Source organism: Microbacterium sp. CH1 (assembly GCF_001595495.1).
GTDB lineage: Bacteria > Actinomycetota > Actinomycetes > Actinomycetales > Microbacteriaceae > Microbacterium.
This window is the reverse complement of sequence record NZ_LOSO01000002.1, coordinates 123,462-136,841: the sequence shown is the minus strand read 5'-3', so window position 1 is coordinate 136,841 and position 13,380 is coordinate 123,462. Positions and strand designations below refer to the sequence as shown.

At 66.1% G+C, this 13,380-nt stretch carries 10 protein-coding genes and 1 pseudogene; 2 read left to right on the top strand and 9 right to left on the bottom strand.

All coding sequences use genetic code 11. From position 1 onward, the window contains the following. Positions 1-9: 9 nt before the first annotated feature. From AUV07_RS01520 to AUV07_RS17465, 4 genes and pseudogenes are all read right to left on the bottom strand, one after another. Positions 10-1,569, bottom strand: a pseudogene (locus AUV07_RS01520) (type I restriction-modification system subunit M); the annotation flags it as partial. Positions 1,570-1,626: 57 nt separating this feature from the next. Then, complete coding sequence (locus tag AUV07_RS01515; protein WP_062633261.1) at positions 1,627-2,859, bottom strand: McrC family protein; 1,233 nt, start codon at positions 2,857-2,859, stop codon at positions 1,627-1,629. Further along, positions 2,856-4,559, bottom strand: coding sequence for an McrB family protein (locus AUV07_RS01510; protein WP_197462092.1), 1,704 nt, complete (start codon positions 4,557-4,559; stop codon positions 2,856-2,858). Before AUV07_RS01510 ends, AUV07_RS01515 begins: the two co-directional genes overlap by 4 nt. Positions 4,560-5,049: 490 nt before the next feature. Beyond that, a complete protein-coding gene (locus tag AUV07_RS17465) occupies positions 5,050-5,358 on the bottom strand; it encodes a hypothetical protein (protein ID WP_157523847.1) in 309 nt (102 codons plus the stop codon). Positions 5,359-5,555: 197 nt separating this feature from the next. On the opposite strand from AUV07_RS17465, the gene AUV07_RS17460 reads away from it, so the two are divergent. Further along, entirely contained in the window at positions 5,556-6,341 is a 786-nt protein-coding gene (locus AUV07_RS17460) for a hypothetical protein (RefSeq protein WP_157523845.1), read from the top strand. Positions 6,342-6,364: 23 nt separating this feature from the next. On the opposite strand, the gene AUV07_RS01495 is transcribed toward AUV07_RS17460, so the two are convergent. Next, on the bottom strand, positions 6,365-7,867 hold the full coding sequence (locus AUV07_RS01495; protein WP_062633253.1) for a SulP family inorganic anion transporter: 1,503 nt from the start codon (positions 7,865-7,867) through the stop codon (positions 6,365-6,367). Positions 7,868-8,007: 140 nt separating this feature from the next. On the opposite strand from AUV07_RS01495, the gene AUV07_RS01490 reads away from it, so the two are divergent. Continuing rightward, complete coding sequence (locus AUV07_RS01490) at positions 8,008-8,520, top strand: hypothetical protein (protein WP_062633251.1); 513 nt, start codon at positions 8,008-8,010, stop codon at positions 8,518-8,520. A 4-nt stretch (positions 8,521-8,524) separates the two neighbouring features. Here AUV07_RS01490 and AUV07_RS01485 read toward each other — a convergent pair whose 3' ends face one another. From AUV07_RS01485 to AUV07_RS01470, 4 genes are all read right to left on the bottom strand, one after another. Further along, on the bottom strand, positions 8,525-9,403 hold the full coding sequence (locus AUV07_RS01485; RefSeq protein WP_062633249.1) for a metallophosphoesterase: 879 nt from the start codon (positions 9,401-9,403) through the stop codon (positions 8,525-8,527). 42 nt (positions 9,404-9,445) lie between these two features. Further along, complete coding sequence (locus tag AUV07_RS01480; protein WP_062633247.1) at positions 9,446-10,468, bottom strand: LacI family DNA-binding transcriptional regulator; 1,023 nt, start codon at positions 10,466-10,468, stop codon at positions 9,446-9,448. After that, positions 10,465-12,174, bottom strand: a complete 1,710-nt coding sequence (locus AUV07_RS01475) for an ABC transporter permease (RefSeq protein WP_062633380.1) — start codon at positions 12,172-12,174, stop codon at positions 10,465-10,467. The genes AUV07_RS01480 and AUV07_RS01475 overlap by 4 nt, the downstream gene beginning before the upstream one ends. A 151-nt stretch (positions 12,175-12,325) precedes the next feature. Next, a complete protein-coding gene (locus AUV07_RS01470) occupies positions 12,326-13,345 on the bottom strand; it encodes an ABC transporter ATP-binding protein (RefSeq protein ID WP_062633245.1) in 1,020 nt (339 codons plus the stop codon). Positions 13,346-13,380: the final 35 nt, after the last annotated feature.

Sequence of the window (13,380 nt, the reverse complement as noted above, 5' to 3'; positions counted from 1 at the left end):
CTCCTGGGGCCCACCAGATCCCGCAACGATCTCATCGATCGCCGTACGAAGCTCAGCTTGTCTTGCGGCAATACGCGCGATCTCCGCATTCAGCACCGTGATGTCGACAACCTCGCGAGTGTCCTCAGCCTTGACGTATGACGACACGGCGATGTTGTAGCCATTCGCCGCAATGTCCGCATTCGAGACCAGCGCTGAGTAGTGCGCTTCCTCCACGCGCTGTTCAAGGGTCGTCAAGACGTTCTGCTGGTGGTCGTGCGTCAGCTTGTTCTTGTTGCCGACGCGCGTGAACTCGGCTGAGGCATCGATGAACAGCACCGAGTTGTCTTGCTTGGATTTCTTCAGCACGATAATGCACGTCGCGATGGTCGTGCCGAAGAAGAGGTCCGGCGGCAGCTGGATGACAGCATCGACGTAGTTGTTGTCGATGAGGTACTTGCGGATCTTCTGCTCTGCCCCGCCGCGATAGAGCACTCCAGGGAACTCGACGATCGCGGCCGTGCCGTTCACGGCAAGCGAGCTGAGGATGTGCATCGTGAAGGCCAGGTCCGCCTTCGACTTCGGCGCGAGCACGCCGGCAGGTGCGTAGCGCTCGTCGTTGATGAGAAGCGGGTTCGCGTCACCCTCCCACCGGATCGAATACGGCGGGTTGGACACGATCGCCTCGAATGGCTCGTCATCCCGATGCGCCGGGTCGATAAGGGTGTCGCCGTGCGCGAGGTTGAAATCGGCGTGGTTGATGTCATGGAGGAACATGTTGATCCGGGCGAGGTTGTACGTCGTCAGGTTGATCTCCTGACCGTAGAACCCGTCGCGGACGTTCTCCTTGCCGAGCACCTTCGCGAACTTCAGCAGCAGCGAGCCGGAACCCGCGGCCGGGTCGTAGACCTTGTTCACCGAGGTCTTGCCGAGCACCGTGATGCGTGCCAGCAGCTCAGAGACTTCCTGTGGTGTGTAGTACTCGCCGCCCGACTTTCCGGCGTTGGCCGCGTACATCTGCATGAGGTACTCGTAGGCGTCGCCGAACAGGTCGATCGAGTTGTCCTGCAGATCGCCGAGTGGCAAGTCGCCGATGGCGTCCAGCAGCTTGACCAGCGTCTTGTTGCGCTTTGGGACCGTGGCACCGAGCTTGTTGCTGTTGACGTCGAGGTCGTCGAAGAGACCTTTCACATCGTCTTCGCTGTCCGTGCCGAGAGCCGAACCCTCGATGTTCTTGAAGACCCGCTCCAGCGTCTCGTTGAGGTTCTCATCCGATGCCGCCCGAGCGCGGACGTTCGCGAAGAGCTCCGACGGGACGATGTAGAAGCCTTTCTCGGCCACCGTCTCTTCCCGACCGAGCTCGGCAGCAGTGTCCGGGAGCCGGGAGTAGTCAAACTCAGCGTCGCCCGCCTCGTGCTCGCCTTTGTTGATGTATGCCGTCAGATTCTCGGAGATGAATCGGTAGAAGAGCATGCCGAGCACGTAGGACTTGAAGTCCCAGCCGTCGACGGATCCACGAAGATCGTTCGCGATCCGCCAGATCGTCTTGTGTAGCTCGGCGCGCTGGCCTTCTTTCGTGCTCGGTGCCATGGTGTTCGTCTCCTGCGCAGCGTGGCGCGATTCCTAGTGGTCGCGCTCATACCCAAGCTATCGGTCGATGCCGACACCGGGCGGGAGTGCCACAGCGGGGACCAACGATGCGCCGAGCTCCATCACCCGACTCACCAGTGCGCCCGGTTCGCCACCGATATCCACCGCATGCGCCACAACTGTCGTTCCCGTCGCCGCGATCTCATACCGCCGCGGCCCCACATCTCCCGACACATACAGCAAATGCACCTCGCGCACTCCTGCCGTCACCGCATACGCGAGCGCCTGATACACATCCACGTTGGGCGGCGAGCCGTCGCTCTCGCCCCACACCTTGTACTTCGTATCCGCGACCGTGATTACTCGCCCACCCCGCGAGATCACGATGTCCGGGCGCATCCGGACCTTCCCATCCGTGTCCAACCGCCAGTCCGACATCTGCAGGTCGACGTCGAACCCCTCCGGATGCAGCGTCGCCTGAAGAACCCGCCCGACGAAGTCTTCGTACATCTTCGCAACGTTCAGCAAGAACGCGGACCCCGAGCTCGCACCCTCGGGGTGTGCCCACGATGTCGCCTCGAGAACCCATCGGGCGAGGCGGAGTGCCGGCTGGTAGTGCGCGTTCAACCGTGACTCCGCGGGCAGCATGACCGGGCCCGTCGCACGCAGATCGGATACCTCGGAGAACAACCCCAGCAGCGGACCGAGCTTGTCGACCACCCGCCCCGGAAGCTGGTCCAACCGCACCAACGCGCGCAGCGCAGCCTTGAGAATCCTGTTCTCGGGAACGTCTTCGGTGTAGTCGTCGTAGGTGAGCTCCACCGGCACGGGAATACCCGGCCGCACCTTGAGCTGCCGCGCGATGTCCCAGCGGCCGCGGATCACGGTGCGCGTCTCCTCGACGGAGACGTATCCCTTGAGTAGCCCTCGGCCCGTCGCCTCTCCGACTGCCCGCAGCAACGCGGATGCCAGCGCGGCAGGCAGATCCTGATCGGCCTCGAAGGAAAACGACGCATCATCCACCTCCGCCTGCAAGCCTGAGTACGAGGCCATGAAGATAAGACTTCGGAGCGGCGTCTTCGGGCGCACGATCAGACGCACGTCATCGATCGCGACCACACCGACGCGCGTCACGTCCGTGACCCGCCAGATGCCGAGATCCGTCGTTGGCGAGACCCGACAGAATCGCAGCTCCTGCAGACGCGCCGCTTGTGACGCAGTGAGCCCGACCAAGGACTCGCCCTTCTCCGTGATCTCCTCGATACGAGGCTCGGCCAGTACGGCGTTCATGTCTGAGGCGATGGGTCCGCGCTCACCGTGACGGTCGCGAGCAGAGCATCCAGCCCGTACTTCACGTGTACGTCGACACCCGTGCCGATGTGCCGCTCTTCGAGCAGAGGCAGGATGCTCTCTTCCCACACGGCGCGCAGGTCCGCCTCGCTCAGGTCGTCCTTGCGGAGCAGATGGCTCGGGCCGATGCGGTCCTCGCGATCGCGGATGCTCTCGTTCAGCAGCTCGAACAGCTCGGCGACCGGAAGTGTCTGCGGATGTTGTTCCGCCCACCGCCCGAGGATGCCCTTCACAGGAGCGACATCCGGATGCAGCTCGAAGAAAGCGAACCGGCGGCGCATCGCCGAGTCGAGCAGTGCGATCGACCGGTCGGCGGTGTTCATCGTTCCGATGATCAGCACGTTCGCGGGGAGGCTGAAAGACTTCCCGCCATCATCGCCCGACCCGGCGTAGAGCACGTCGATCGCATCGTCTCGGTACTCGAGCAGGTAGTACAGCTCACCGAACACCTTGCTGAGGTTCGCCCGGTTGATCTCATCGATCATCAGCACGTGCGGCACATCAGGGTTCTTTCGGGCCTCGTCCGCGATCTCTCGCAGCGGCCCGCGCGTGAGGGAGAAAGACAGCTGCCCCGCGGCATCCGTCACCGGTCGGTAGCCGGCGAAGAAGTCCTCGTAGGTGTACGACGGGTGGAACTGAATGCGCTTCACGACGCTGCCGGGCTTGCCGAGTCGGTCGGCCAGCGCGCGAGCGACATACGTCTTGCCCGTTCCGGGAGGGCCGTAGAGGATCACCTGGCCGCGGCGATGAAGGGCGCTCGCGACCTTGCCGAGCCAGGCCTCGTGCAGGTGGGTCGAGTCCGCGAGTTCGGCGAGGTCGATCTCGGCGGGGACGAAGCCTCGGGGGTTCGTGCTCACGACATCGTCGGTTTCATCGTCATCCAGCGGAAGTGCGGTGCCGCCTTTCTTCGCATCAGGGTGCCAACGGTCGCGAAGCGGCTCGTCGTACACAGTCACCGGCTTGCCCGCCTTGAGCTGAAGGGCGATCTGGATGCGCTGCAGGTCTGAGTCTGCGTCGTCGGAGAACTCCCCGCCGATCTCGCCGATGAATGCCTCTCGGATGAGACGACGATGATCCGTCGAGACGATCGGTCCGAAGAAGCCGGGGTGCACCAGGTACAGCAGCGCATACCGCTGGGTCGGGAAAGCCGTGTCGGAGCCCAACACGACATCACGCCATTTTCGGGGATCCTCCAACGCTGCGACCTGTTCTTCATCACTGAGTTCGGTCCACGCAAGGAGAACATCGAGGATGACGGTGATCGCCTTGTTGACGTGTGATTGCATCCCCTGACCCGGGTTGAACGCACCGCCGCCGAATGCCTCGTCGAAGACCTGGGGGATTTCGACCGGATGCCGCATCGTCTTCAGCATTGACTCGACGCGCTCCCGCTTCTTGGCGTGGCCGATGATCCAGCCGATCGGCAGCACCTGAAGTGTGATGACCTCGGCCATCAGAAGGCGCTGATCATCTGTAGCGTCGGCAAACTGGATCGCGAGGTTGCCCGTGAAGCCCTGTCCCTCGGTTGCTTCCGCCGAGTTCCAGATGGCACGAACTTCGCGGATGTTCTCGCTGCTCCACACCTCCCGCCCGGGAGCGAAGGCGGACATCCCCTTGCGGAGTCCCTCCTGAACGATCACGTCAGCAGCCGCGAGAAGCTTCCGCTGAGCGCTGTCAGTGCTGACCCACCGCTCAGGCAGCGCTTGGTCGATCTCGTCGCGGAGTCGCGCACGTCCGAGTGAGTATCGGCGCTGTGCCTCGAGAAGAAGCGCGTCTCCCTGGTGAGCATTCAGTGCGTCGACGCCTTCCTGAGTGATCGCCCACTCGCCAATTCCGGAGGGGTTCTTGCGGAGCCACCCCGCCGCGACGAGGTCCGCGCTGGACCATCGCCAGTCGATCTCACCCCGCGGCCGGTTGTGCGACTTCAGCTCCGACTCATACGGCGTGAGCGGGACGCGTTCAAGGCACGCTGCCCAGATCGTGGAGACAGGGAGATACGTTCCTTCGGGGACGCGTTGGCGGAGAATCTCCAGAGCGGCGCGGGCACGCTGGGCACGCTTGACTTCCTTTTCCATCAATGTCCTCCGGTCAAATTGTCGCGAGCGTGGGTGAATGACGTCTTCCTTCAGCTCACAGCAACGTCGCGACGTTGTCTGCTTCTTGCTCTGGGGCTCCGGGCTCCAGGCCGTTCTCTGGCATGAAGACCAACGCGCGCTCGACGGCTGTGATCTTGCGCTTCAGCTCTTTGAGCACGGAAGCGCCCTCGTCGGAAAATCCATCCAGTCGCTCGTGCTCGCGACGGACCTCTGCCTCGATTTCGACGAGCATCTCCCAAACGGCCGCATCCTGCTCAAGGTGTTGTTCGGCGCGATGATTGTGACCTCGCCGAGATGCGGATACCCCAGCTGTTGAAGTGTCGCGGCGAGTTGATTCCGCCATTGGTTGTCGGTATCCCCGTCGCCGACGCCGTGCAGGAAGAGCAGGACTGTCTTGTCCGAGGGCGCTCCATTGATGTCCATCTAATGATCATGGCGGAGGTTGATCTCACTAGGGTGGGACCGATGACAGAGTTCGTGGAGCATCGCGACAGTTGACATGGTGCGGAGAGAGCAGAATGCTCAGAGAGGACCCGACAGATGGGCAACCACTCGTTGCTGACGGTAACCGAGGACGACCTCCGCTTCGAGGTGCTCATCAAGAAGGGGTGCCGGTCTTTCGGTAGCCCACAGTCGTGGTCGGACGACCAGCGCGGGGTTGGCGGCGAATTGCTGATCGCTGACATTCTGGCAGCGCAAGTCAACGCGGCGGCAGGCGGCTCGGTGCTTTTCCTTGGTCTAGATCTGGGAAAGCGTGATGCGCCGTACCTGAACGTTGTCCCAGATCCTCGGGTGCCGCTTACGGGTTTCGGGGGCGACGTGGATGTCGCGCTCTTCCTACGTGAGTATCAAGTGGCATCTCCCCGTTATGCATCGAGTCGACGAGGGCTGCAGCAGGACCATCTTGTGCTTATCGATTCAAAACAGTACTCGAAAGGCTGGCGCCGAGACCATCATTTCGAACGAGCGGAGCGCGTGCTTGGCTGGTTTCGGCATACTCTTTCGCACCCGCGATTGCTCGGTGGCGGCAATGATCCTGGCAGCCTTCGGATGTCATACCACTTCGCGCACACCGGCGCGTGGGTTCCTGACTCCTGGCTCAGCCGGGTGAACGGAGTTCCGAACGCTCCTGAGCAGGTGCCTCCAAACTTCAGGTGGTGGAATTCGCAGGACGATCTCGTTCTCGAGAGTCCGGTGGAGGTCTTGCTGGGGCAGCTTTCGCTCTTGCTGTCGTTCACTCATCCTGGTTATCGACCAGTGGTTCCGAACTCTCTCTGGGACCTGCTTGCACCGCGAGACCGAAAGCCCTATCACCCATTCGCATGATCGTGTGGTCCGCGCCCGGCCGCCTACTCGAACCCACCCGTCAACCGCCCACGCATCTGCTGGCTGCTCTCATTCATCCCGACGATCTCCACCGTCTTCCCCAACGCGGCATACTTCGTCTCGATCGCGTCCATAGCCGCAACGGTCGACGCATCCCACACATGCGACTCGGACAGATCCACCACCACCCGCTCGGGATCCTCCGTATAGGAGAACAACGTCGTCAGGTCATTGCTCGACGCGAAGAACAACTCCCCCTCCACGACATACGTCACCACATCGCCAGCCGGTCCCAGAACCCGACGAACCGAAACGAAGTGCGCCACCCGCCGCACGAACAGTACGGACGCAACGAGCACCCCACCGACGACCCCCACCGCCAGGTTGTGCGTGATCAGCACCAGCACCACGGTCGCCACCATCACGAACGTCTCGCTCTTCGGCATCCGTTTCAGCGTCGACGGCCGCACACTGTGCCAGTCGAACGCTCCGATCGCGACCATGATCATCACGGCCACGAGCGCCGCCATCGGAATCATCCCGACGAAGTCGCCGAACACGACCACCAGCAGGAACAGGAAGATCCCGGCGCAGAACGTCGAGATGCGGGTCCGCGCGCCCGACGCCTTCACGTTGATCATCGTCTGACCGATCACGGCGCACCCGCCCATGCCGCCGAACATGCCGGACAACACGTTCGCGACGCCCTGCCCCCACGACTCGCGGGTCTTGTTCGAGTGGGTGTCGGTGATCTCGTCGACGAGCTTCGCGGTGAGCAGCGACTCCATGAGCCCGACGAGCGCGACGCCGAGCGCGAAGGGCGCGATGATCGTGAACGTCTCCCACGTCAGCGGAACGTTCGGGATGAACAGCGACGGCAGGCTCCGAGGCAGCTCGCCCTGATCGCCGACCGTCGGCACCGTGATCCCGAAGGCGAGCACGACGCCCGTCACGATGATGACCGACACGAGCGGCGCCGGCACGATCTTGGTGAGCTTCGGCATCACGAGCATCACGACGATGCCGAGCGCCACCAGCGGATACACCAGCCACGGCACGTCGATGAGCTGCGGGAACTGCGAGCTGAACACGAAGATCGCGAGCGCGTTCACGAACCCGACCATGACGCTGCGGGGGATGAACCGCATCAGCTTCGCGACGCCGAGCACCCCGAGGACCACCTGGAAGATCCCGGCGAGGATGACCGTCGCGATGAAGTAGTCGAGGCCGTACGTCGGCGCGACCGGAGCGATCACGAGCGCCACGGCACCGGTCGCCGCGGTCACCATCGCGGGTCGCCCGCCGAGGAACGCGATCGACACCGCCATGATGAACGACGAGAACAGGCCGACCTTCGGGTCGACGCCCGCGATCACCGAGAATGCGATCGCCTCCGGGATGAGCGCGAGCCCGACGACGAGCCCGGCCAGCACCTCCCGCGTCAGCAGTCGCGGGTTCTTCAGCGCGTCGAGCACCGAGGGGTGGGCGCGATAGCGGGCGCGGTCGTCGATCGTCGTTGCAGACATGGAGCTCCAGGGGAAGGCGTCTCAGAGAGGAGGCAGACGTTCCAGCCTAGGACTGATGCGCAAGTCGCCCACCCCGCGCCCCTTCCACCCGTCCCTCACATCCGCCAGGATGAACACGACCGCCCCGAGAGGAGCCCCGCATGGCGTCGCAAGCCCCCTCCACCTCCCCGGACACGGCACCCGCCGCGCTCCCCGGCGCCGTGGTCATCGCCGCGATCCGCCGCGTCCTCCTCTGGTCGCTGATCACCGCATTCCTCTACCCCGTGTTCATGACCGCCAGCAAAGGCATCTGCCCCGGCGGGGTCGACGCGAACGGCGGGTTCATCGACTCCGCGGGTCAGCCGGTCGACGAGGCTCCGCAGTGCATCCAGCTCACGCTCGCGCCGAGCCCCCTCGTCTACATCGCCATCGCCGTCACCGTGCTGCTCGCGCTCGGTCGCGTGATCAAGGCGACTGACGAGCGCGCGGCGCTTCGCACCCTGGAGTGGACCCTGCGCGGAGTCGGACTGTTCGTGGTGGTCGCGATCGTCGTCTCGCACGTCTGGTTCGCGCTGATCCCGCTCGAGCAGTTCACCGGCGACTCCTGGACCGTGTTCAGCCCGTTCCCGTTCGGCTCGATCGACGTCGAGGTGACGCCGATGACGACCTCGTGACCGCTTAGTCGCGCCAGTCGATCCCGACACCGGCGATCCGTCGTCCGGCCTCGTCGGCGGCGACCGGCTCGCCGACATCGGCCCCGCGTTCGAGCGAGACGGCGGAGTGCACGATGGTGTCGGCGTACACGTGCACGAGGTTGTAGCCCTGCGCGGCGTCCTGTCCGCGGGTGGCACCCACGGGCTGCGCGAGGTCCTGTCCGTACGCGCTCGACGAGGCGACGGCCACGGGGATCCCGGCGAAGGTGCCGAACGACGGATGGTGCACGTGCCCCGACAGGATGCCCCGCACGTCCGACCCCCGCAGCACCGCGGCCAGCGCGTCCTGATCCCGCAGCTCGACCGTCACGGCGAGGTCGAGCACCGTCGGCAGGGGCGGATGGTGGATGAGCAGCAGCGTGCCCTGCGGTGCCGCCGTCGACAGCTCTCCCTCCAGCCGATCCAGCTGCGACGACGGCACCTCCCCCCAATGCGCGCCGGGCACGGTCGAATCGACGACGATGACGCGCATCCCCCCGAACCACCGCACCTCGACGATCGGCTCATCACCCGCCCCCGCGAGTCCGAGCTCCGATCGCATGGCACGGCGGTCGTCATGGTTGCCGGCCGCCCACACGACCTCGCAGCCGAGCGCCTCGGCGGCAGGCGCCACGAGCTCGTGCAGGCGCTTGTAGGCGGCGGCATCGCCCCGGTCCGTCAGGTCTCCCGTGAACAGCAGCGCGTCGGGTCGGAGCCCCGAGGCGACGAGCCGGTCGAGCATCTCCGCCAGGTTCGCGTCGGCGTCGGCCCCGCTGCCGTACAGCGGCGACCGCTCACCGGGCAGGTGCGTGTCGGAGATGTGCACGAAGGTGTGCGACGGGCGAGGGTGTTCGGTGAGGATCATGTCTCTTCCTGGTCGGCGGACGGAGGCAGGTCGGGGCAGATGTCAGACGGCGGCGGCCGTGGAGCCGGGGACGAGGGCTCCCGTGAACGAGCGGCGGACGAGCGTCTCCGGCTCGTCCGCGGTGAGCAGCTGCTGCATGGTCTCGACGGCGGCCGCGGCCACCGCCTCTACGGGGATCCGCAGGGTGGTGAGCCCGAGTAGATCGGCGCCGGGCAGGATGCCGTCGCACCCGGTCACGCTCACGTCCTCCGGCACGCGGAGCCCGGCCGCGCGGGCGGCGCGCATGACGGCGAGCTGCCGGTAGTCCGAGGCGCACATCACCGCGGTCGCCCCGGCCCGCACGGCGGCGAGGGCTTCGTCGACGCCGTCCTCGGGACGCGCGCCGGCCGAGATCATCGTCACGGCGACGCCGGCCGCGGTCAGCACCTCCCGCATCGCGAGCGCGCGCAGGTGCTCGGGGTACGAGGCCTCGGGGCTTCCGGCGAGCACGACGACGGTCCGGTGCCCGAGCGCGACGATGTGCTCCGCGAGCAGACGTCCGTGCCCCTCGTCGTCATAGTGGGCGGTGTGGATACGGCCCGCCGACTCCACGCGCCCGGCACGGAGGATCGGCACCTGATCGGCGAACGGCTCGAGCTGCGCGGCGGAGATGCCGCCGGTGGCGACGATGAGTCCCGCGACGCGCATGCCGAGCAGCCGGTGCAGCGCGTTCACCTGCTTGGCGCCCTGTTCGTCGGCGCCGATCGTGACGGTCACGAGGTCGAGGCCGCGCTGGTGCGCCTCCTCCTGCAACCGGGAGAAGAGGAGACCGTACGCGGGGTTGCTCGCGTCGCGCAGCATGAGGCCGACGGTGCCGGTGCGTCCGGCGGCGAGCTCCGCGGCCATCGTGTTGCGCACGTATCCGAGCCGCTCGGCCGCTTCCAGGATGCGCTCCTGCGTCTCCGGCGCGAACCGGCCCTCGCCCTTCAACGCTCTGGTCGCCGTGGCTCGCGACACCCCGGCCGCCGCGGCGACGTCGCTGATCGTGACCCGCAGCGCGGGCGTCCCGGCATCCGCCCCGCTCATGCGCGCTGCTTCCGTCGGCGGGGCGCTCCGGCGCGCGAACCTCGTCCATACACGAGATACATGGTGACACCCATGATGATCATGAGCAGCACGGTGTAGACGAACGTGATGGGCATCGCGTCGAGGTTGTTCTCCCCGCGCGTGCTCTCCTGGATCGCGACGCCGAGCGGCTTGTACAGCGGGTGGTAGAGGAAGATCGCGGCGTCGTAGTCGTCGAGCAGGCTGTTGAAGTTCAGCGCCGTGATCGCGGCTGCGGTCGGCAGCACGAGGGGGATGAGCACGCGCCGGAACGTGGTCAGCGAGCGGGCGCCGAGGATGCGCGAGGCGTCTTCCAGGGAGTCCGGCACGGACGCGAACCCGGCCTTGAGCAGCCGCAGCGTGAACGGGATCTTCACGCAGATGTACGCGACGAGCAGCAGGACCGGCGTCCCCGTGAGCACGATGTTGCCCACGAGCGGCTGCGGGGCGTCGAACGCCATCACGAAGGCCAGCGCGATCAGCACGATCGGCAGGATCCACGGGATGTGCAGCACGTACTCGATGGCCGTGGTGAGCAGGTTGCGGTGCTGCTGCATCATCCGCGCGACGAACAGCAGCCCGCCCACCACGATGACCGCGGCGAGGGCGCTGTAGACGACGCTCACGATGAACGGTCGGAGGGCCGCCGCGCTGGAGAACACGGTGATGTAGTTGTCGAGTGTGAAGCTGTCGAGCGTGATGGACCCGGCGAGGATGCTCCGCGCGTCCACGAACGAGAAGATCACGATGAGCACGACCGGGATGAGGTAGATCACCCAGAGCAGGTAGGCGACCACGTGCACGACGGCGTTCGCGAACGGGTTGCGAATCCGCTGCTTCTGGATCGGCGTCGCCACCTTCGCGACCGAGAAGTACACACCGGACTTCTCGGCTCGGTTCATGATCGCGAGCAGGATGATCGTCGCGACACCGAGCACGATCGCCAGCAGCGCCGCGATGTCACGCGTGATCGGGCTGCGCGACAGGTCGATGATGAGGGGCGCGACGGTCTGGAAGTCCGGCCCGCCGAGCACGAGCGGCGCGGTCAGGGCCCCGAGGCCGATGAGGAACGTCAGCACCGTGACGGCGAAGAGCATCGGCTTCATGACCGGCAGCACGATGCGGCGCAGGATCGTCCACGTCGAGGCGCCCATGAGTTTCGCGGCCTCGATCGACGCGTAGTCCACCTTGCCGAGCGACGAGGACAGGAACAGCATGTGGTTCGTCGTCGTCGCGAAGGTCATCACGAACACGACCGCGAAGTAACCGGAGAACCAGTCCCGGTTCATGTCCGGCCAGATGTTCACCATCAGGTTCGTGATGAAGCCGAACTTGCCGTAGATGAAGTTGTAGCCGGCGGCGAGCACGATGCCGCCGTAGATCAGGGTCGTGGCGTAGCCGAGCCAGAGGAGCTTGGCGCCGCGCACCTGGAAGTACTGCGTCACCAGCACGATGAACACCCCGACGACGTTGACCGTGACGGACAGCGTGATCGCGAGGAGGAAGCTGTTGCCGAGCGTCTTCAGCGCGCGCTCGCTGCCGAGCAGCTTCTCGACGGCGCGGATGCTGAACTGGCCGTCCGGGAAGAAGGTCGCGGCGAGCAGCTCGGCGTTCGGCAGCACGAGGAAGGCGGCGGCGAACCAGATCACGACGATGCCGGTCACCCAGGCGAGCGGCGAGCGGAGCATCGCGCGCACGCTGCCGGGCCGTCCGCGGCGGAGGCGGGGCTTCGTCGCGGTGCCCGCCTCGGCGGCCTCGGTCGTCAGGGCGCCGGGCGCGTCGGTCATGGTCGCGGACGGCGGCGGCACCGGGCGGGAGTCGTTCTGCGGAGCGCTCATGTCACGCCGCCGGGTACTGCAGGATCCACCGCGGGTCGACGTCGATGCGCACGGCGTCGCCGACGTCCCACCGGTGCGCGCTCGCCGCGGCCGGCACGCTCACCCGGAGCGTCCCGTCGGCCGCCGACACCGTGTAGACGCTGTGGCTGCCGTGGTACGTGCGCTCCGCGACGGTGCCGTCGAGCGACGCCGTGCTGCCGGCGGTGGCCCCGGACGGCGACGCGAGGTGCAGCTTCTCCGGCCGCACGTAGCTCTCGGCCGTGGCGTCGAGGCCCGCGCCGATCGCGACGAGCTGCGCGGGCGTGAGCCGGTTGTTCTCGCCGATGAACCGGCAGACGAAAGGGGTGGCGCTGCGGTCGTAGATCTCCTCGGGCGTGCCCACCTGCTGCAGCGTCCCGGCGTCGAGCACGGCGATCCGGTCGCTGAGGGTGAGCGCCTCCTCCTGGTCGTGGGTGACGTACACGGTGGTCACGCCGACCTCGTGCTGCAGCTCCTTGAGCTGTTCGCGCAGCTGCACGCGGAGCTTGGCGTCGAGGTTCGACAGCGGCTCGTCGAGCAGCAGGATGCTGGGGGTGAGCGCGAGCGCCCGGGCGATGGCGACGCGCTGCTGCTGGCCGCCGGACAGCTCCGCCACGTTCTTCTCCAGCTGCGATGCGGCGAGCCCGGTGCGGTCGGCGACCTCGTCCACGCGCCGCCGCTGCTCGGCCTTCGACACCTTCTGCACCGAGAGGCCGAACGCGATGTTCTCCCGCACGTTCATGCTGGGGAACAGCGCGTAGTTCTGGAACACCATGCCCACGCCGCGCTTCTCGCTCGGCACGCGGGTCACGTCGCGACCCGCGATGTGGATCCGACCGCCGGTGGGCTCGATGAACCCCGCGAGCGTGCGCAGGGCGGTGGTCTTGCCGCATCCGGACGGACCCAGGAGGGTGAAGAACTCACCCTCCTGGATCTCCAGATCGAGGTGCGAGACCGCACGGTGGTCGCCGAACACGACCTCGACGTCGTCGAAACGGATCATCGTCTTCTCTCTCTGCCGGTGCGGGACTGCGCGGG

Coding starts and splice junctions, on each gene's coding strand:
- AUV07_RS01515 (WP_062633261.1), bottom strand. CDS start 2,859: ATGAACGCCGTACTGGCCGAGCCTCGTATCGAGGAGATCACGGAGAAG.
- AUV07_RS17465 (WP_157523847.1), bottom strand. CDS start 5,358: ATGGCGGAATCAACTCGCCGCGACACTTCAACAGCTGGGGTATCCGCA.
- AUV07_RS17460 (WP_157523845.1), top strand. CDS start 5,556: ATGGGCAACCACTCGTTGCTGACGGTAACCGAGGACGACCTCCGCTTC.
- AUV07_RS01495 (WP_062633253.1), bottom strand. CDS start 7,867: ATGTCTGCAACGACGATCGACGACCGCGCCCGCTATCGCGCCCACCCC.
- AUV07_RS01490 (WP_062633251.1), top strand. CDS start 8,008: ATGGCGTCGCAAGCCCCCTCCACCTCCCCGGACACGGCACCCGCCGCG.
- AUV07_RS01485 (WP_062633249.1), bottom strand. CDS start 9,403: ATGATCCTCACCGAACACCCTCGCCCGTCGCACACCTTCGTGCACATC.
- AUV07_RS01480 (WP_062633247.1), bottom strand. CDS start 10,468: ATGAGCGGGGCGGATGCCGGGACGCCCGCGCTGCGGGTCACGATCAGC.
- AUV07_RS01475 (WP_062633380.1), bottom strand. CDS start 12,174: ATGCTCCGCTCGCCGCTCGCCTGGGTGACCGGCATCGTCGTGATCTGG.
- AUV07_RS01470 (WP_062633245.1), bottom strand. CDS start 13,345: ATGATCCGTTTCGACGACGTCGAGGTCGTGTTCGGCGACCACCGTGCG.